This window comes from Nocardioides iriomotensis, from assembly GCF_004168035.1.
Lineage (GTDB): Bacteria > Actinomycetota > Actinomycetes > Propionibacteriales > Nocardioidaceae > Nocardioides_B > Nocardioides_B iriomotensis.
Map to the genome: position 1 here is coordinate 61,265 of NZ_SDPU01000013.1, position 17,925 is coordinate 79,189.

The 17,925-nt window shown below is 72.8% G+C and carries 20 protein-coding genes and 1 tRNA gene; 9 read left to right on the plus strand and 12 right to left on the minus strand.

The annotated features are described in order from the left end of the window. Positions 1-6: 6 nt before the first annotated feature. A tRNA-Gln gene (locus ETU37_RS05180) sits at positions 7-88 on the minus strand. 124 nt (positions 89-212) lie between these two features. Here ETU37_RS05180 and ETU37_RS05185 point away from each other — a divergent pair. The 3 genes from ETU37_RS05185 (at position 213) to ETU37_RS05195 (ending at position 3,148) form a co-directional block, all read left to right on the plus strand. Continuing rightward, positions 213-1,220, plus strand: coding sequence for an acyl-CoA desaturase (locus tag ETU37_RS05185; protein ID WP_129986006.1), 1,008 nt, complete (start codon positions 213-215; stop codon positions 1,218-1,220). Positions 1,221-1,362: 142 nt separating this feature from the next. Next, positions 1,363-1,959, plus strand: coding sequence for a TetR family transcriptional regulator (locus tag ETU37_RS05190; protein ID WP_420819100.1), 597 nt, complete (start codon positions 1,363-1,365; stop codon positions 1,957-1,959). A gap of 82 nt (positions 1,960-2,041) precedes the next feature. Further along, positions 2,042-3,148, plus strand: coding sequence for a M57 family metalloprotease (locus ETU37_RS05195; protein WP_129986010.1), 1,107 nt, complete (start codon positions 2,042-2,044; stop codon positions 3,146-3,148). Here the strand turns inward: ETU37_RS05195 and ETU37_RS05200 are convergent, their stop codons facing one another. The 3 genes from ETU37_RS05200 to ETU37_RS05210 are packed head-to-tail and all read right to left on the minus strand — an operon-like array spanning position 3,149 to position 4,766. Next, entirely contained in the window at positions 3,149-3,523 is a 375-nt protein-coding gene (locus ETU37_RS05200) for a VOC family protein (RefSeq protein WP_129986012.1), read from the minus strand. Then, entirely contained in the window at positions 3,520-3,987 is a 468-nt protein-coding gene (locus tag ETU37_RS05205) for a GNAT family N-acetyltransferase (RefSeq protein ID WP_129986014.1), read from the minus strand. Before ETU37_RS05205 ends, ETU37_RS05200 begins: the two co-directional genes overlap by 4 nt. After that, positions 3,984-4,766, minus strand: a complete 783-nt coding sequence (locus ETU37_RS05210) for a methyltransferase domain-containing protein (RefSeq protein WP_129986016.1) — start codon at positions 4,764-4,766, stop codon at positions 3,984-3,986. The genes ETU37_RS05205 and ETU37_RS05210 overlap by 4 nt, the downstream gene beginning before the upstream one ends. 92 nt (positions 4,767-4,858) lie before the next feature. Between ETU37_RS05210 and ETU37_RS05215 the strand changes: the two genes are divergently transcribed. Next, positions 4,859-5,359: a MarR family winged helix-turn-helix transcriptional regulator gene (locus ETU37_RS05215; RefSeq protein WP_129986018.1), complete on the plus strand. Its 501-nt coding sequence runs from the start codon at positions 4,859-4,861 to the stop codon at positions 5,357-5,359. 19 nt (positions 5,360-5,378) lie between these two features. Here the strand turns inward: ETU37_RS05215 and ETU37_RS05220 are convergent, their stop codons facing one another. The 6 genes from ETU37_RS05220 to rsmI form a co-directional block, all read right to left on the minus strand. Next, complete coding sequence (locus ETU37_RS05220) at positions 5,379-7,154, minus strand: ABC-F family ATP-binding cassette domain-containing protein (protein ID WP_129986020.1); 1,776 nt, start codon at positions 7,152-7,154, stop codon at positions 5,379-5,381. After that, positions 7,154-8,092, minus strand: a complete 939-nt coding sequence (locus ETU37_RS05225; protein ID WP_129986022.1) for a 4-(cytidine 5'-diphospho)-2-C-methyl-D-erythritol kinase — start codon at positions 8,090-8,092, stop codon at positions 7,154-7,156. Before ETU37_RS05225 ends, ETU37_RS05220 begins: the two co-directional genes overlap by 1 nt. Next, positions 8,089-8,970: a 16S rRNA (adenine(1518)-N(6)/adenine(1519)-N(6))-dimethyltransferase RsmA gene (rsmA, locus tag ETU37_RS05230; RefSeq protein ID WP_129986024.1), complete on the minus strand. Its 882-nt coding sequence runs from the start codon at positions 8,968-8,970 to the stop codon at positions 8,089-8,091. Before rsmA ends, ETU37_RS05225 begins: the two co-directional genes overlap by 4 nt. Positions 8,971-8,999: 29 nt before the next feature. Next, entirely contained in the window at positions 9,000-10,130 is a 1,131-nt protein-coding gene (locus ETU37_RS23805; RefSeq protein WP_276319668.1) for a resuscitation-promoting factor, read from the minus strand. 337 nt (positions 10,131-10,467) lie between these two features. Next, the gene (locus ETU37_RS05240) at positions 10,468-11,310 is read right to left on the minus strand and encodes a TatD family hydrolase (RefSeq protein WP_129986028.1); all 843 of its coding nucleotides are present in this window, start codon (positions 11,308-11,310) and stop codon (positions 10,468-10,470) included. Further along, on the minus strand, positions 11,307-12,167 hold the full coding sequence (gene rsmI / locus ETU37_RS05245; RefSeq protein WP_240755552.1) for a 16S rRNA (cytidine(1402)-2'-O)-methyltransferase: 861 nt from the start codon (positions 12,165-12,167) through the stop codon (positions 11,307-11,309). The genes ETU37_RS05240 and rsmI overlap by 4 nt, the downstream gene beginning before the upstream one ends. A gap of 57 nt (positions 12,168-12,224) precedes the next feature. Between rsmI and ETU37_RS05250 the strand changes: the two genes are divergently transcribed. Continuing rightward, entirely contained in the window at positions 12,225-13,895 is a 1,671-nt protein-coding gene (locus ETU37_RS05250) for a dolichyl-phosphate-mannose--protein mannosyltransferase (RefSeq protein ID WP_240755553.1), read from the plus strand. Between the two features lie 199 nt (positions 13,896-14,094). Further along, positions 14,095-14,928 carry an EAL domain-containing protein gene (locus ETU37_RS05255; protein WP_165372407.1) on the plus strand — a complete coding sequence of 278 codons (834 nt, stop codon included), beginning with the start codon at positions 14,095-14,097 and terminating at the stop codon, positions 14,926-14,928. A gap of 114 nt (positions 14,929-15,042) precedes the next feature. Here the strand turns inward: ETU37_RS05255 and ETU37_RS23810 are convergent, their stop codons facing one another. Together ETU37_RS23810 and ETU37_RS05260 are read right to left on the minus strand one after the other, a co-directional pair. Next, positions 15,043-15,177, minus strand: coding sequence for a hypothetical protein (locus ETU37_RS23810; RefSeq protein ID WP_276319669.1), 135 nt, complete (start codon positions 15,175-15,177; stop codon positions 15,043-15,045). A gap of 51 nt (positions 15,178-15,228) precedes the next feature. Continuing rightward, the gene (locus ETU37_RS05260) at positions 15,229-15,606 is read right to left on the minus strand and encodes a hypothetical protein (RefSeq protein ID WP_129986032.1); all 378 of its coding nucleotides are present in this window, start codon (positions 15,604-15,606) and stop codon (positions 15,229-15,231) included. Positions 15,607-15,755: 149 nt separating this feature from the next. Here ETU37_RS05260 and ETU37_RS05265 point away from each other — a divergent pair, with 149 nt between their 5' ends. From ETU37_RS05265 to ETU37_RS05275, 3 genes are all read left to right on the plus strand, one after another. Continuing rightward, positions 15,756-16,142, plus strand: a complete 387-nt coding sequence (locus tag ETU37_RS05265; protein WP_129986034.1) for a hypothetical protein — start codon at positions 15,756-15,758, stop codon at positions 16,140-16,142. Positions 16,143-16,219: 77 nt separating this feature from the next. Beyond that, the gene (locus ETU37_RS05270) at positions 16,220-17,173 is read left to right on the plus strand and encodes a hypothetical protein (RefSeq protein WP_129986036.1); all 954 of its coding nucleotides are present in this window, start codon (positions 16,220-16,222) and stop codon (positions 17,171-17,173) included. Beyond that, positions 17,166-17,924, plus strand: coding sequence for an alpha/beta hydrolase family protein (locus ETU37_RS05275; RefSeq protein ID WP_129986038.1), 759 nt, complete (start codon positions 17,166-17,168; stop codon positions 17,922-17,924). The genes ETU37_RS05270 and ETU37_RS05275 overlap by 8 nt, the downstream gene beginning before the upstream one ends. The last annotated feature ends 1 nt before the right edge of the window (position 17,925 follow it).

A 17,925-nucleotide genomic window follows, 5' to 3' on the forward strand; every position in this document is an offset into this window, starting at 1 on the left:
CCGCTCTGGCTCCCCGGGTAGGAGTCGAACCTACGTCGCTAGTCCTGATTCAAAGTCAGGCGGGCCCTGCCGGCAGACCAACCGGGGAATGCGGCAGACAGCCTACAAACGCGGTGGACCAGTGCCGGCGACCAGGTTTGAACTTACGGTTCCGTAGGTTACGGTTGCGTAAGTACGTCGACCTGCCCCCGACTCGTGAGGAACCGACGCGCATGACCGCACCTGCCACCGAGCTTGCCCCCCGCCCGCCCGACGGCACCGGTCCCGACGAGCTGACCCAGATCGACGCGACGCTGGGCGGCGACCACCTCTCCCGCACCGACCAGGTCGTGCTGGGCATCTTCATCGTGGTCCCGTTCCTCGCGCTCGTCACCGCCGTCCCGATCGCCTGGGGCGGCTGGCTCGGCTGGACCGACGTGGTGATCTTCGCGGTCATGTACGCCCTGACCGGCCACGGCATCACGGTCGGCTTCCACCGCCTGTTCACGCACAAGTCCTACAAGCCCAACCGTGCTGTGAAGATCTTCTGGGCGGTCGCCGGGTCGATGGCGATCCAGGGCCCGGTCGTGCGCTGGGTGGCCGACCACCGCAAGCACCACAAGTTCTCCGACCGCGACGGCGACCCGCACTCGCCGTGGCGCTACGGCACCGGCGTCGGCGCCCTGACCAAGGGGTTCCTGTACGCCCACATGATGTGGCTGTTCAACCCCGAGCAGACCCCGCAGCGCAAGTACGCCCCCGACCTGATGAAGGACCCCGACATCGTCAAGGTGTCGCGGCAGTTCCCGTTCTGGGTCCTGGTCTCGCTGCTGCTCCCCGCACTGGCGGGCGGCCTGCTGACCATGTCGTGGCAGGGCGCGCTGACGGCGTTCTTCTGGGGCTCGCTGGTGCGGGTCTCGCTGCTGCACCACGTGACGTGGTCGATCAACTCGATCTGCCACACGATCGGCGAGCGCCCGTTCGTCTCCCGCGACAAGTCCGCCAACGTCTGGTGGCTGGCGATCCCGTCGATGGGCGAGTCCTGGCACAACCTGCACCACGCCGACCCGACGTGCGCCCGGCACGGCGTGCTCAAGGGTCAGATCGACACCAGCGCGCGGGTCATCCGCGTGATGGAGAAGCTCGGCTGGGTGTACGACGTCCGCTGGCCGGTCCGCGAGCGGATCGACGCCAAGCTCGTCGCCAACCAGGTGCCCGAGACCGTCTCCCGCGCGGCCTGAGCCACACCGCCAGCAGGACCGACAGCAGCATCGACAACTGCCACAGCAGCGGCGGCCCGGAGCACCGGGCCGCCGCTTTGCTTGAATGAAGGACGTGTCCGAGGTGAGCAACGAGAAGACCCGGCGCTACCAGCGCGGCCGGATGACCGCGGCGGAGCGCCGCGAGCAGCTCATCCTCATTGCCCGTGGGCTCTTCGCCGAGCGCGGCTTCGACGGGTCGTCCATCGAGGAGGTGGCCTCGCGCGCCGAGGTGTCCAAGCCGATCGTCTACGAGCACTTCGGCGGCAAGGAGGGCCTGTACGCCGTCGTCGTCGACCGCGAGGTGCGCAGCCTCCTCGACATGATGACGCGCGCCCTGACGGCCGGGCACCCCCGCGTGCTGCTGGAGCAGGCGGCGTTCGCGCTGCTCGACTACATCGAGCAGAACCCCGACGGCTTCCGGATCCTGGTGCGCGACAGCCCGGTCGGCTCCTCCTCGGGGTCGTTCGTCTCGATCATCGGCGACGTCGCCAGCCGGGTGGAGCACATCCTCGCGGCGGAGTTCAAGAGCCGCGGCTTCGACGCCAAGGCCGCGCCCATGTATGCCCAGATGCTCGTCGGCATGGTCGGCACCACTGGCCAGTGGTGGCTCGACGCGCGCAAGCCGTCCAAGGAGGAGGTCGCCGCACACCTGGTGAACCTCGCCTGGCACGGCCTGGCGAACCTCGAGAAGAAGCCGACCCTGCGCGGCGGGGCGTAGCCACCGCCGGGCGGAGATACGCCGTGCGGCCGGATCGCAACAAAAGCGGTACTTCGGAGTCCGCGCGGATACCCTGACGCGCGTGAACGCACCCCGCACCCTCGTCGGCGCCCTGGTCGCCGCCGTCGCCCTCGCCCTCGTGGCGACCGCGAGCCCCTCCGCCGTCGCCCGGGACACCTCGGGCCCCTCGACCGGCCACCGTGCCCTGTCCACGGCTCCGAAGACACCCGACGTGGTGGAGAAGTACTTCGACCACGACGAGGACGGGGCCACCGCGCGCTACGCCCGCGTCCGCACGTGGCCCGGCCGCACCATCACCTACTTCGACGCCACCAAGGACTCCGACGCGGTCAAGCGCGCGGTCACGCTGTGGAACCGCAGCGGCATCGACATGAAGTTCAAGAAGATCAAGAGCAAGAAGAAGGCCCAGCTCCTGATCCGCAACTCCACGAACGTCCCCAACGGCTGCGGCACCGGCCTCGCCACGCTCGGCTACACCGGCAAGCGCCAGGCCTTCGTCAACATCCTGCACGGCACCGACGCCGACGGTCAGACCTGCGCCTGGCCCGGCCAGACCCTGGTGATGGCCCACGAGCTCGGTCACGTCCTCGGCCTCAAGCACGACGACAGCCAGTGCTCGCTGATGAACACCATGCACATCAACGGCGTCGCCCAGTACAAGTGCGTGACCGACGACCGCACCGACGGCGACGAGATGCCCGGCCACTGGAACTGCCGCGTGCTGCAGAAGGTCGACATCAAGCGCGCCAAGAAGATGTACGGCGGCAAGGTGGAGGTCAGCGAGACGGAGTGGTGCGACCTCGGCGTGCGGATGCCCGCGTCCGGCGCCATCACGGCTACGCAGGGCACCTACAGCAACACCGGTGAGCCGGCGTCCGGCTGGGTCACGCTCACGTGGAACCACGCGGCGGAGCCGGTCCAGGAGGCCTGGCTGAACGTCAACGCCCGCGGGCCCGCCTTCTCGCTCACCACGACCCCGGGCGACTGCGCCGCCCCGACCGGCGCCCCGGTCACCGAGGGGCCGTACGCCTGGAGCGTCCCGGTGGGCGCCAACGACACCGACATGCGGCCGATCGCGCCCGGAGTCTGGTGCTTCTCGCTGATGTCCTACGACACGCTCGGCCGGCCGGCCCTGGCCGCGACACCGGTCACGGCGACGATCGGCTGATCAGCCCGCGGGACTGAGGACCTCGACCCGGTTGCCGTTGCCGTCCGCGGTGTGGAAGCGGCGGTAGCCGGGCAGGTCCTCGTCCCAGCCGACCGGGAAGCCGGCCGCCGCGCAGCGGGCTGCGGCCTCGTCGAGGGCGGCGCCGTCCTCGAGCAGGAACGCCGGGTGTGCCTTGCGCGCGGGCGCGAAGCCGGGCTCCACCCCGACGTGCACCTCGACGCCCTCGTCGCGGAACCAGCAGCCGCCGCGCGCCGCGAGCGCCGGCGGCTTCGGCACCTCCGGCAGGCCGAGCACCCCGGCGTAGAACCGGCGGGCCGCGTCCTCGCCACCCTCCGGGCAGGACACCTGGACGTGGTGCAGGAGCACCCGGGTCATGCGACACCTCCGAGGTAGCGCTTCATGCCGACGTGCGACGGGACGTAGCCGAGCCGCTCGTAGAACGTGCGCGCCCGGTCGCGGCGCGCGTTGGTGGTGAGCTCGATGCGGGCGGCGCCGCGGTCGCGGGCGATCCGCTCGACCGCGCGCATCAGGTCGGCGCCGTACCCCCGGGAGCGGAGGTCGGAGCGCACCCGCACCGACTCGACGACGCAGAACAGCCCGCCCACGTAGGTGAGCCGGCGCAGCCACGACAGCTGCGCGGTGGCCACCAGCTCGCCGTCCGCCTCGCCGACGAGGAGCTGGTGGTGGTCGTCGGCGAGGATCTCGGCGAAAGCCGGGGCGTACGCCGACGCGGGGACCTCGGCCTCGTCGACCTCGCGGATCGCGTCCTCGCGCAGCAGGGCGATCACGGCGTCGAGGTCGTCGGGCCGGGCGTCCCGCACGACGAGCCCGGCGCTCACGCGGGCACCCGCGCGACGACGAAGACGCGCCGGAACGCGAGGACGGTGCCGTAGGGCCGGGGCGGGTACGCCGCGCGCAGCCGTGCCTTGAACTCCGCCGTGAACTCCTCGCGCAGCCCGTCGGGCAGCGCCTCGAGCGTCGGCCGGGCACCGGTCGCGCTGACCCACGTGAAGACCGGGTCCTCGCCCTCCAGCACGTGCAGGTACGTCGTCTCCCACGCGTCCACGGTGCAGCCGAGGCCGGCCAGCGCGTCGAGGTAGACGTCCGGCCCGAAGGCGTCGGGGGCGGCGACGTCGGCGGTGTGCGCGGCGTACGGCTCCTCGGCGGCGAGGTCGCGCCGGATGACGTGGCTCTGCTCCTCGAAGTTGCCGGGCACCTGGAACGCGAACCAGCCGCCGGGCGCGACGTGCCCGACGAGCCGCGGCAGCAGCTCGAGGTGGCCGGGCACCCACTGCAGCGTGGCGTTGGAGACGAGCACGTCGACGGGCGCCACGGGCTGCCAGGTGCGCACGTCGCCGAGCTCGAAACGCACGCCGTGGGCGGGCTCGGCCCTGGCGAGCATCGGCGCGGAGGAGTCGACGCCGAGCACCGAGGCGGCCGGCCAGCGCTCGCGCAGCACGTGGGTCAGGTGGCCGGGGCCGCAGCCGAGGTCGACCACGGTCGCCGGATCGGTCGCGCCGACCCGGGCGATCAGCTCGACGAAGGAGCGGCCGCGCTCGTCGGCGAACTGGAGGTACCGCTCGGGGTCCCAGGTGTGGCTCGGTGGGCTCGGTGCCATCGGTGCCTCCGCTCGAAGTATCTTGACGTCAAGATACATCCTGGGCGGCCAGGTGTCTCGATGTCAAGAATCTTCACGAGTACGCTAAGCACATGCCGGAGCCGCAGCAGGACGAGGTCGACCGCCTGGTCGACGCCTGGCGCCGCGAGCGCGCGGACCTCGACCTGCGGCCGATGGAGGTGCTGAGCCGGGTCAGCCGGCTGAGCCACCACCTGGACCGGGCGCGGCGGCAGGCGTTCACCGAGCACGGCCTGGAGTCGTGGGAGTTCGACGTGCTGGCGGCGTTGCGCCGCGCCGGCTCGCCGTACGAGCTCTCCCCCGGCCGGCTGCTCAAGGAGACGCTGGTGACCAGCGGGACGATGACCAACCGGGTCGACCGGCTGGCCGCCCGCGGGTTCGTCGCGCGGCTACCCGACCCGAAGGACCGGCGCGGCGTGCTGGTGCGGCTCACCGACGCGGGCCGGGCGACCGTCGACGGCGCCCTGTCGGCCCTGCTCGACCGCGAGCACGAGCTCCTCGCCGGTCTCGACGCCGGCGCGCAGCGGCAGCTCGCGGGACTTCTTCGGTCGCTGGTCGTGGCGTTCGAGAACTGACCACGCCCGGGTGGTGCGGCTACTCCAGGACGGAGGCGGCCTCGAGCCACTCCTCCTCGAGCGCGTCCTTCTCGGCCACGACGGCCCGGAGCTCCGCGTCGAGCTCGGCCAGCTTCTCGTAGTCGGTCGCGTGCTCGGCCAGGTCGGCGTGCAGCGCGGCCTCGCGCTCGGCCAGCCGGGCGAGCTGCTTGTCGATGCGGGCGACGGTCTTGCGGGCCTCGCGCTGCTCCTGCGCCGTGGGTACGGCTTCCGACGGGGCGGCCGCACCAGCCTCGGGGGCGGAGGCGGCGAGGGCGGCCTCGCGTCGCTCGAGGTACTCGTCGACGCCGCGCGGCAGCATCGACACCTGCCCGTCGTCGAGCAGCGCCCACACGCTGTCGCAGACGCGCTCCAGGAAGTACCGGTCGTGGGACACCACGACGAGCGTGCCGGGCCAGCCGTCGAGGAAGTCCTCGAGGACGTTCAGGGTCTCGATGTCGAGGTCGTTGGTCGGCTCGTCGAGCAGCAGCACGTTGGGCTCGGACAGCAGCAGCCGCAGCAGCTGGAACCGGCGCCGCTCGCCGCCGGACAGGTCACCGACCCGGGCGGTCAGCCGGTCGCCGATGAAACCGAACCGCTCCAGCATCGACGTCGCGGTCACCTCGCCGCCCGCGACCTTGGTGACCCGCTTGATCTTCTCGACCGAGGGCAGCACCCGCTCCTCGGGGTCGACCTCGGTCACCGCCTGGGTGAGGTGCTCCAGCGCGACGGTGCGGCCGGTGCGCACCCGGCCGGCCGCCGGCGCGAGCTCGCCGGACAGCAGCCGCAGCACCGAGGTCTTGCCGGCGCCGTTGACGCCGACCAGGCCGACCCGGTCGCCGGGCCCGAGCCGCCAGGTGGCGTGCTGCAGCAGGGTGCGGTCGCCGCGCACGAGGTCGACGTCCTCGACGTCGATGACGTCCTTGCCGAGCCGCTGCGTCGCGAACGCCTGCAGCTCCAGCCGGTCCCGCGGCGGCGGCACGTCCTCGATCAGGGTGTTGGCGGCGTCGATGCGGAACTTCGGCTTGCTGGTGCGGGCCGGGGCGCCGCGGCGCAGCCAGGCGAGCTCCTTGCGGACGAGGTTCTGCCGGCGGGCCTCGCTGGCCGCCGCTTGGCGCTGCCGCTCGGCCTTGGCGAGCACGAAGGCGGCGTACCCGCCGTCGTACACGTCGACGTCGCCGTCGTGCACCTCCCAGGTGCGCTCGCAGACCGCGTCGAGGAACCAGCGGTCGTGCGTCACCACCACCAGCGCGGAGGTACGGCGGACGAGGTGGCGCGCCAGCCAGGCGACCGCCTCCACGTCGAGGTGGTTCGTCGGCTCGTCGAGCACGACCAGGTCGTGGTCGTCGAGGAGCAGCGCGGCCAGCGAGCAGCGGCGTCGCTCGCCGCCCGAGAGGCCGTCCACCGTCCGGTCCAGCTCGACCCCGGCGAGCAGCACCTCGACCGTCTCGCGGGTGGTCGCGTCGGCGGCCCACTCGTGGTCGGCCCGGTCGCCGAGGACGGCGTGCCGGACCGTGACGCCGGGCTCGAGGTCGTCGCCCTGCGAGAGGTTGCCGAGGCGCAGCCCGCGGTTGCGCGCGACCCGGCCCTGGTCGGGCTCCTCGGCGCCGCACAGCACGCGCAGCAGGGTGGTCTTGCCGTCGCCGTTGCGGCCGACGACGCCGATCCGCTCACCGGCGCCGACGCCGAGGGACACGTCGTCGAGCAGCGGGCGGATGCCGTAGGACTTGCTGACCCGCTCCAGGCTGACCAGGTTGCCCTGACTTCTCGGAGGCATCAGCCGAACCGTTCCACCCGCGCGCCCGGCACCGGGCCCCGCGCGACCGTCACGGGGTCGCCCGCCTTCGCCAGGCGCAGGCTCTGCGCGACCTGGTGGGCGTGCTCGCGGCCGGAGCACAGGAACAGGCAGCTCGGACCCGAGCCGGAGACCAGCGCACCGAGGGCGGTCTCGTCGATGCCGGTGGCGAGCACGTCGCTCAGCTCGGGACGCAGCCGGATCGCGGCGGGCTCGAGGTCGTTGTGCAGCGACAGCGCGAGCTTCTCCAGGTCGTGCGCGCGCAGCGCCTCCATGAGCTCGTCGGGGATCTCGGGCTCGCCGACGCCCAGGCCCTCCGCGATCACGTCGAACTCGCCGTACACCTGCGGGGTCGACAGGCCCTGCGCCGCCCCGGTGACCACCCACCAGTAGTCACCGCGCACCATCGCCGGCACGACGACCTCGCCGCGCCCGGTGCCGACGGCGGTCCCGCCGACCAGCGCGAACGGCACGTCGCTGCCGAGCTCGGCGGCCAGCAGCATCAGCTCCTCGCGCGGGGTGCCGAGCTGCCACAGGGCGTCGCAGGCGACCAGCGTGGCGGCGGCGTCGGCGCTGCCGCCGGCCATGCCGCCGGCCACCGGGATGCCCTTGTCGATGCGCACGGACACCGGCTCGTCGAGGCCGGCGTGCTCGGCGAGCAGCCGGGCCGCGCGGACGGCGATGTTCGTCCCGTCCTCGGGTACGTCGGACAGGGCGAGGCGCTCGTCGCCGGCCACGGTCACCGTCCAGTCGGCCGCGGGTGCGACGGTCACCTCGTCGAGCAGCCCGACCGCCTGGTAGACGGTCGCAAGCGGGTGGAAGCCGTCGTAGCGCACCGGCCCGACGCCGAGGTGCAGGTTGATCTTGGCGGGCGCGGACGCCCGCACCCAGGCGGGCCCGCCGCCGTCGGCGAGGCTCATCGGGCGGCCTCGCGCTGCAGCTCCTCGGCGATCCGGGCGAAGTCCTCGACGCGGAGCATCTCACCGCGCGCCTGGGGGTCGACGCCCGCGCGCACCAGCGCGGCCTCGGCGGCCTGCGCGGACCCGGCGGTCGCCTTCAGGGTGGACCGCAGCGTCTTGCGGCGCTGCGCGAACGCGGCGTCGACGACCGCGAAGACCTGCTCCCGGCGCACGGACGTGGTCGGCGGGTCGCGGTGCTCCCAGGCGACCAGCCCGGAGTCCACGTTGGGCGCGGGCCAGAAGACGTTGCGGCCGATCGCCCCGGCCCGCCGGACCTCGGCGAACCAGGCCGCCTTGACCGACGGGACGCCGTAGGTGCGGGAGCCCGGCGCGGCAGCGAGCCGGTCGGCCACCTCCGACTGCACCATGACCAGGCCGTGCCGCAGGGACGGCAGCAGCGCCATCAGGTGCAGCAGGACCGGGACCGACACGTTGTAGGGCAGGTTCGCCACCAGCGCGGTCGGCGGCGGGCCGGGGACGGAGTCGACGCGCAGCGCGTCGGCCTCGACGACCTCGAACCGGTCGGCGTGCTCCGGTGCGCGGTCCGCGACGGTGGCGGGCAGCGCGCGGGCGAGAACCGGGTCGACCTCGATCGCCACGACGCGCCGTACCTCCTCCAGGAGGGCCAGCGTCAGCGACCCGAGTCCGGGCCCGACCTCGACGACCACGTCGTCGGAACCGACCCCGGAGGCCCGCACGATGCGGCGGACGGTGTTGGGGTCGATGACGAAGTTCTGGCCGCGTTGCTTGGTCGGCCGGAGGTCGAGGGCGGCGGCGAGCCGACGCACGTCCGCCGGCCCGAGGAGTCTCGGGCCGGCGGAGGTGAAGTCGTCGCCCACGCGGGCGACCCTATCCAGCGGCTGGGCGGTCAGCGCGGCAGACCCAGCGAGGCCGCGCAGCCCGGCCAGGCGCCGTAGCCACCGCTCGCGTCGCGGACCTTGGTCGCGATCGCGATCTGGGTCTCGCGGCTGGCGGTGTGCGGGTAGCCCGGACCGCCGTAGGAACGCCACGTGCCCAGGTTGAACTGGAGGCCGCCGTAGTAGCCGTTGCCGGTGTTGATGGCCCAGTTGCCGCCCGACTCGCACTGCGCGAGGCGGTCCCACACGGTGTTGCCACCGGCGAAGTTGGTGGCGACCGGACGCTCCTTGGTGCCGACCCGCTCGATGGCGTCGACCGGCGCGCGCAGCACCGTCGCCTCGAGCTCCTTGCGGTCGGCGACCTTGCCGTTCTCGATGATGATCCGGTAGGTCACCCGGCGGCTGCCGTCCTGGCCGGCGCGGACGGTCTCGGACTCGTCGTCGTACATCGAGGAGTCGGTGCGCTCGATGGTCTTGTACGCCACGTCCTCGGTGACCTTCTTGGTCACCTTGCGGACCTGCGTGAAGACCAGCTTGTCGCCGTCCTCGAGCACGGTGCCGAGCCCGGGCTCGACCTCGTCGTGCTTGCCGACCTTGACGCCGAGCTTCTCGAGCGCGTCACCGACGGTGAGGGCGGCGACGCTCTCGTCGGTCGCCTTGTCGCCGCCGATCTTCACCGTGAGGTCCTTGGGGGTGACGACGTCGAGGTCGAGACCCTCGCGGCCGATCTCCGCGCCGCGGCTGACCGAGAGGTCGGCCTGCTTGAAGCGCTCGCCGATCTGGCCGAGGGCACCGGCCACGTCGGTCGCGGTCACCCAGTAGCGGGAGTCCTCACCGTCGACGCTCACGTCGAGGGGGCGGGCGAACTTCACCGCCACCGAGCCGCCGTCGCCGACGGACGAGTCGAGGCTCGGGAAGACCTGGTCGCGCTGGTCGACGCTGATGTCCTGGCTGTCGAGCACGTCCGCCACGGTGTCACCGAGGACGCGGACCTGCGTCTCCTGGCCGTCCAGCGACAGGGTCACTGTCTTGGTCATCGAGGCGTAGCCGACACCGGTGGCCGCGACGGCCAGGGTGACGCCCCCCACGAGGACGGCGAGAGCGCGCTTGCTCCTGGTCAGCAGTGCGATGCGAGTTCGCACAGTTCTCCAATGTTCGTGCTCCCCGGGCCGCGGGCGGCGACGATCCATCGGCGCCCGAACAGCGCAACGGCCCGCACGCGTCCCCCGCGGCCGTCCCCCAGGTGGTGGGTTCGAGCCGTGGAATCACTGCGTGTGGCCCCCCGGATGTCGCCCGAGAACTTCCCCGCTCCCGGCCAACAGTCACAAGACCATAACGGCAGGCAGCGAGGCTGCCAAACGATTCGGACCTGTTCGCCCCCTTGGTTCCCCCTGCGCGGTGGGGCGAATCACGCGTTCACGACCGGTCCAGGCCGGTGTTGCATACAACATTTTCGGGGCATTTCCGGCGTACCGGCGCTTACCAGGCACCGCCGAAGGCGACCTCGGTGTTGGCGTCCACGGCGGCGCACAGCTCGGCGAGGTCGTCGCCCCGCGCCTCGGCCATCGCCCGCACCGTCAGCGGCACCAGGTACGACGCGTTGGCGCGTCCGCGGTGCGGCATCGGGGTGAGGTACGGCGCGTCGGTCTCGACGAGCAGCCGGTCGCGGGGAGCCACCCGGAGCGCGTCGCGCAGCGGCTCGGCGTTCTTGAACGTGACCGTGCCCGCGAACGACAGGTAGCCGCCGCGGTCGAGGCACGCGCGCGCGAACGCCGCGTCGCCGGAGAAGCAGTGCATGACGAACCGGTCGGGCACGCCCTCCTCGTCGAGGATGCGCAGCACGTCGTCGTGGGCGTCGCGGTCGTGGATGACGAGCGACTTGCCGAGCCGCTTGGCCAGCTCCACGTGCCGGCGGAACGAGTGGTGCTGCGCGGCCATCCCGTCCTCGCCGGTGCGGAAGTAGTCGAGCCCCGTCTCCCCCACGGCCCGCACGCGGTCGGAGGACGACGCCAGCCGCTCGATCTCGTCGAGCGCGTCGTCGAGCGAGCCGGCGGCGGCCAGCCGCGGCGCCTCGTTGGGATGCAGCGCGACCCCGGCGACCAGCGCGTCGTGGGTCGCGGCGGCCTCGACCGCCCAGCGCGCGCCGGGCAGGTCGCAGCCGATCTGCACGATCCGGGTGACGCCGACGGCCGCCGCCTGCGCGAGCGCCTCCTCGACGCCGAGCACGTCCTCGCCGTCGCGGGCGATGTCGAGGTGGCAGTGGTTGTCGACGACCGGGTGCGGCAGCGGCTCGGGGACCGGTGGGCGGTGGCTCGCGCTCATGGCTTCTTGTGCACCGCGTCGTAGACCTCGCGCTTGGGCAGACCGGCCCGCCTCGCCACGTCGAGGATCGCGTCCTTGCGGGTCAGGCCCGCGGCCTCGGCCTCGGCGACCAGCGCCGCCAGCGACGCCGGGTCGGTCGGCACGTCGCCGCCTCCGGTCGCGCCCGCCACGACGATCGTCACCTCGCCGCGCACGCCGTCGCCCGCCCAGGCCGCGAGGTCGGCCAGCCCGGCCCGCCGTACCTCCTCGTGGGTCTTGGTCAGCTCGCGGCAGACCGCGCCCGGCCGCTCGCCGCCGAACGCCTCCGCCATCGCGGTCAGCGCCGCCCCGGTGCGGTGCGGCGCCTCGAAGAACACCATCGTCCGCGGCTCGTCGGCGAGCGAGGCGAGCCGTCGCGCCCGCTCGCCGGCCTTGCGCGGCAGGAACCCCTCGAAGCAGAACCGGTCGACCGGCAGCCCCGACACGGCCAGGGCGGTGAGCACCGCCGACGGACCGGGCACGGCGGTCACCGGGAGGCCGCGCTCGACCGCCGCCGCGACGAGCCGGTAGCCCGGGTCGGACACCGACGGCATTCCGGCGTCGGTCACGAGCAGCACGCGCTCGCCGGCCTCGAGCGCGTCGACGAGCGAGCCGGTGCGGGACGCCTCGTTGCCCTCGAAGTAGGACACGACCCGGCCGCCGACCGTCACGCCCAGGTCGGCGCAGAGCCGCTTGAGCCGGCGGGTGTCCTCGGCCGCGACCACGTCGGCCTCGGCGAGCTCGCGGGCCAGCCGCGGTGGTGCGTCGTCCGGCCGCCCGATCGGCGTCGCGGCGAGCACGAGGACCCCACCGTCCAGGGGCGCTCGCTCGGTGTCCACGCGCCGATCCTCCCAGCCGCCCCCGCTGAACGAAGGGGCACCCGTAGGGTTTCCGCCGTGACCGTGACGCAGGAGCCCGCCGAGCACACCTCGGGGCTCTCGCGCACCGCCGACGGCCGGGTCGTGCCGAGCGCCCGCCGCCGGTTCGTCCCCGTCCTGGCCCGGGCCGACCACGACTCCTTCGCGGGCTGGGCGACGGCCACGGTGCTCGGCATGCTGGCGCTGTTCCTGCAGATCTGGAACCTCGGCCGCCCCAACCGGTTCCTCTTCGACGAGACCTACTACGCCAAGGACGCCTGGTCCCTGCTGCACCACGGCTACGTCACCGACTACGTCGCCGGCGCGGACAAGAAGATCATCGCCGGGCAGACCACCGGGCTGTTCAAGGACAACCCGAGCATGGTCGTGCACCCGGAGGTCGGGAAGTGGGTGATCGCGCTCGGCGAGAGGGTGTTCGGGCTCGACTCCTACGGCTGGCGGATCTCCTCGGCGGTCGTCGGCGCGCTGATGGTCTTCGTAATGGTCCGCCTGGTCCGCCGGCTCACCGGGTCGAACCTGCTGGGCGGCACGGCCGGCCTGCTGCTCACCGTCGACGGGCTGCACTTCGTGATGTCCCGGTCGGCGCTGCTCGACATCTTCCTGGCGTTCTTCCTCCTGTGCGCCGTCGCGTGCCTGGTCGCCGACCGCGACTGGGGGCGGATGCGGATGGCCCGGCTGGTGCCGTCGGGCTACCGCACGACGGCCTCCGACTGGGGCCCCGTACGCGGCCTGCTCTGGCGACCGTGGCGGCTGAGCGCCGGCCTCTTCTTCGGCCTCGCGTGCGGTACCAAGTGGAACGCGCTGTTCCCCCTCGCGGCGTTCGGCATCCTGGTCTGGCTCTGGGACGCCGGCGCCCGCCGTTCCCTCGGCGTCCGCAACGCCCGGGCCCGCGCGTTCGTCGTCGACGCGATCCCGGCCTTCTTCTACCTCGTCGTCGTGGCGCTGGTCGTGTACGTCGTCTCGTGGACGGGTTGGCTGCTGCACGCCGACGTCTACGAGCGGGCGCTGTCCAACACGCAGTACGGCCCCTACTGGGGCGGCTACCTCCAGCACGACGCGCAGGGCTTCTTCCCCGAGCTGATCCAGTCGCTGCGCTCGCTGTGGAACTACCACCAGGACGTGTACACGTTCCACACGCGCTTCCTCAACGACGCGACGCACAGCTACCAGTCCAAGCCACAGTGGTGGCTGGTGCTGAACCGCCCCGTCGGCATGCAGGCCGACCTCGGCATCGAGCCGGGCCAGCAGGGCTGCACCGCCGCCGCGGGCAGCACCTGCCTGCGCCAGGTGCTGCTGCTCGGCACGCCCGCGCTCTGGTGGGGCGCGGCGATCGCCTTCCTCTACGCGATCTGGGGCTGGGTCGCCCGCCGCGACTGGCGGTTCGGCCTGGTCGTCGTCGGGGTCGTCTCCACCTGGCTGCCCTGGATCCGGTACGACGACCGTCCGATCTTCTCCTTTTACGCCATCTCGATCCTGCCGTTCACCGTGATCGGGCTGACCCTCGCGCTCGGCGTGCTGATGGGCGGGCCCCGCGCCACGCCGGCACGACGGCTGTGGGGCACCACGCTGGCCGGCGCCTTCGTGGTGCTCGTGGTGCTCAACTTCGCGTGGTTCTGGCCCATCTACACCGGCGAGCTGATCACCACCCCGGACTGGCTGCACCGGATCTGGTTCAAGGCCTGGATCTAGTCCCGCCGGACGCGTACCGATTTGGGCGTTTCGAGGACGCGAGCGGCCCTCGTCGGCCACCCTGGGAACGTGTTTCCCGGCGTACCACTGGGAGAGGGTGCGCAGCGAGAAGACGGTTCGGCGAACGGCGTCATGGATGTCCGATTCGTCCGTCTCTCCGGTGAACACACTGGGAGATCTGGGAGAGGCTGACATCGGGATGTTCGGTGCCAAGGAGGACGTGGCCGTGCCGTCGGTCGTCGACGCGCACGTGCGGGCGGAAGTGGTCGGTCGTCTGAGCACCGCCGGCGCCCTCCGCAGCGCCCTGCGGGGCCATGGCCTCAACATCGCCTACCAGCCCATCGTCAGCCTCGCGACCGGCCGGATCGCCGCGCTCGAGGCGTTCGCCCGCTGGACCACCTCCACCGGTACGTCGGTCTCGCCCGAGGTCTTCATCCCGGTCGCCGAGGAGAACGGCCTCATCGTCGAGCTCGGCTCGCAGATCCTCGCCATGGCCGCCCGCGACGCCGCCACGTGGCAGCAGATCGCCCCGACCGGCCTGCGCGTGAACGTCTCGGTCCACGAGCTCCGCTCCCACAACTTCTACGACGACGTGATGCGCAAGCTGAACCGCGCGGGCCTCGACCCGGCGCTGCTCGGCCTCGAGGTCACCGAGTCGGTGCTCGCCCAGGAGGGCGCCCCCACACGCGACGTGCTGGCCCGGCTCCGCGGCACCGGCATCTCGGTCATGCTCGACGACTTCGGCGGCGACGACGCCGGCGGCCGGCTGGCGCACATCCCGCCGGTCGACATGCTCAAGCTGGACCGCTCGTTCATCAGCGACCTCGACCGCGAGGACGAGGTGCGCGAGGTGATCCGCGAGGGTCGTGCGATGGGGCTCAAGGTCTGCGCCGAGGGCGTCGAGAACGCCCCGCAGCACAAGCGCGCCGCCGCGCTCGGCTGCGACTACGCGCAGGGCTACTACTTCGCCCGTCCGATCGCCGGCGAGATGGTCCCCAAGATGCTGCAGACCTGGGCACCGTTCCTGCCCTAGCCACACCTGGACCTGTCCCAGAGGCGATGGAGCCGCTCCGGTCACCCCGTCCGGAGCGGCTTCGTCGTGCTCGTGGCAGTCACGAGTGGCACGGGTGTCGCGGGAGTCGCGGGATCAGCAGACGTCGTACTGCGCGCAGAGCTCGACGTACCACTGAGGCTCGGGTCGCTCGGTGTGGTCCGGCGCTGCCAGCGCAGTTCCCGCGGCGATCCCCACCATCGTGATCAGGTAGAGGAAGTCGCGCAGCATGTTGGTTCCTTGCCCTCGAGCCCCTGGCGTCAAACCCGGCGCAGGGGCGGCCTACCTCACGCGGCCTCGAACGTGGCAGCCGAGCCCGACCAGGCGGAGCACCCGCTCCGTCGTGCTCCCCGAGCGGACCAGCAGCTCGATGCCGATCCCGCGCTCGCCGGCCTCGACGACCAGCTGGTCGAGGACCCGGGTGCCGGCACCGCCGAGGATCTCGAGGCGGGTCAGGTCGACGACGAAGCCGCCGATCAGACGCACGCCCCCGAGCCGCTCGCGGTGGTGCTCCAGGTGCTCGAAGAGCTGGTAGCCGACCCACGCCGACGTGGTCGCGTCGAAGATGCCCGCGACCCTCGCGCCCTGGGGTCGCAGCAGCACGTCCACGCGCGGCCCGGCCTCCCCCGCCGCGCTTCCGTGCAGACCGTCGTACGACACCGGACCCTCCCCAGGGCGTCACCTGGCCTGAGTGTGCTCCCGGAGCGGCACCGGCGGCAGAGCCCGGACGGGGGGTTGCGGCACCACCCATCTCCGGAGACGGGGACGGACCGCTGACAGGTGTCGCCGGCCGGGGTTAGCGTGCCCGGGTGAGTCGCGCCCCGCACGAGAACGTCGCGACGGTCCTGGTGGACCCGCGCGTGCTCGGCGACGTCGAGCTGGAGCTGATGGCGCTCGATCTGCGGGTGTGGCCGGTGCGGACCGCACCCAACTGCGTCGACGGGCCGCGCACGGCCTTCCAGGTACGCCGCCGCCTGCTGATGAGCCACCGCGGCGAGTGGGACCTGGCCGCCGACTGGGTGCCCGTGTGGATCGGGTTCGGGCTGAGCTGGCAGCACGGCGACGAGCCGCTGCCGTGGGCTGCGCACCAGGCACTGTGGCGGGCGCTGGACGCGTTCGCCGACCACGTCCGGTTCCACAAGCGACTCGGCGGCGTCCACCGGATGCCGCCGGTGCCGGAGGGTCTGCGGCCCTGACGTCGCCGGAACCGCCGTCCGACGGCCTGCGTCCCACCCGCGTGAGACGCGTCGTCAGCAGGAACAGGACGGCCGCCGTGCTGGTGGCGCCGGCCGTCGCCGTGCTGCTGCTGACCGGCTGCGGGCCGCGGACGTCCGCGGGCTCCGACCCGGCACCGGTCGACCAGACGGCGCCGGAGGGCTGGCGGTGGGAGGCCTTCCGCGGCGTCGAGGTGGCCGTGCCCGGCGACTGGGGCTGGACGAACAGCGGCCAGCGGATCGGCCAGTGGTGCGTGGGCGAGCGGGGCGACCGCGACCTCTCACCGGCGGTCGGACGGCCCGGCGTCTCGACGATGGTGGCCTGCCCGTCTGAGGGAGACGGCCCGCCGCCGGACACGCTGACCCGCAACACCGGCGACGTCGTCGCCTTCGAGGCGGCCGCGGGTGCGCGGCCCGGCGACGTGGGCGACCGTCGCACGGTGGTCGCCGGGAAAGTCGCCGTCCTCGTCCAGACCGCGGACCCGGCGCTGCGCGCGCGGATCGCGGAGACGGTGCGGGCCGTCGAGGTCACCTCCACCGGCTGCCCGATGGACCACCCGCTCGCGCACGACCCCGGCCGGCGGCCGGAGCCCGGCACCGGGCTCGCCGACCTGGTCGACGTACGGTCGGTGACCGCGTGCAAGTACGCCGTCGACCGACCCGGCGACCGGACGGACCTCCCCCCGCTGACCGCGACCCGTCAGTTCACCGGGCAGTCGGCGCGGGACCTCGTCGCGGCGCTGGCCGCGGCGCCCGCGGGCGGCGGACCGAACCGTCCCGACTCGTGCCTGCCGGAGTACGCCTATGGTGACGAGGTGCTGCTGCTCGACATCCGTCACGCCGAGGGCGTCGAGCACGTGGTCGTCACCTACGCCGGGTGCGACCACAACGGCATCGACGACGGCACGACCGTGCGGCGCCTGACTCGCGAGGCGGTCCGACCGCTCGTCGACGGTCCGCTCGCCATGCTCGGGGGCTTCTCCTCGCAGCTGCACGGGATTCTCGGTGGCTGAGCGCGTCGACTTCGAGAGCTCCAGCGGCCCTCGACTCGCCGGCCTCGTCGACCCGCCGCGGGGTGAGCTGCGCGGGTGGGGCGTCTTCGCGCACGGCTTCACGCTCGGCAAGGACTGCGCGGCAGCCAGCCGGATCTGCAAGCAGCTGGCGGACGAGGGCATCGGCATGCTCCGGTTCGACAACCTCGGCCTCGGTGACTCCGAGGGCGACTGGGGCGACGGCTCGTTCTCCCACAAGGTCGCCGACACCGCCCAGGCGGTGCGGTTCATGGAGTCGACCGGGCGGCCGGTCCGGCTGCTCGTCGGCCACTCGTTCGGCGGTGCCGCCGTCATCGCGGCCGCCCACCTCCTCGACGGCTTCGGGGCCGTCGTCAGCATCGGGGCGCCGTACGAGCCCGCGCACGTCGAGCACAACTACGACGCCCTCGTCGACCGGATCATGAGCGACGGCGAGGCGCCGTTCCTGATCGGCGGCAAGGCCCTGACCTTGCGGCGTCACTTCATCGAGGACGTGCGCGCCGCCGACCTGCACGAGCGGATCCACAGCCTGCGCCCCGCCCTGCTGGTGATGCACTCCCCGACCGACAACACCGTCGGGATCATCAACGCCAGCAAGATCTTCCGGGCCGCGCGGCACCCGCGGAGCTTCGTGTCGCTGGAGGGTGCCGACCACCTGCTCACGGGCCGCGACCAGGCCCGGCGCGCCGCCCGCATCGTCAGCGCGTGGGCGGACCCCTACCTGGACGCGTGAC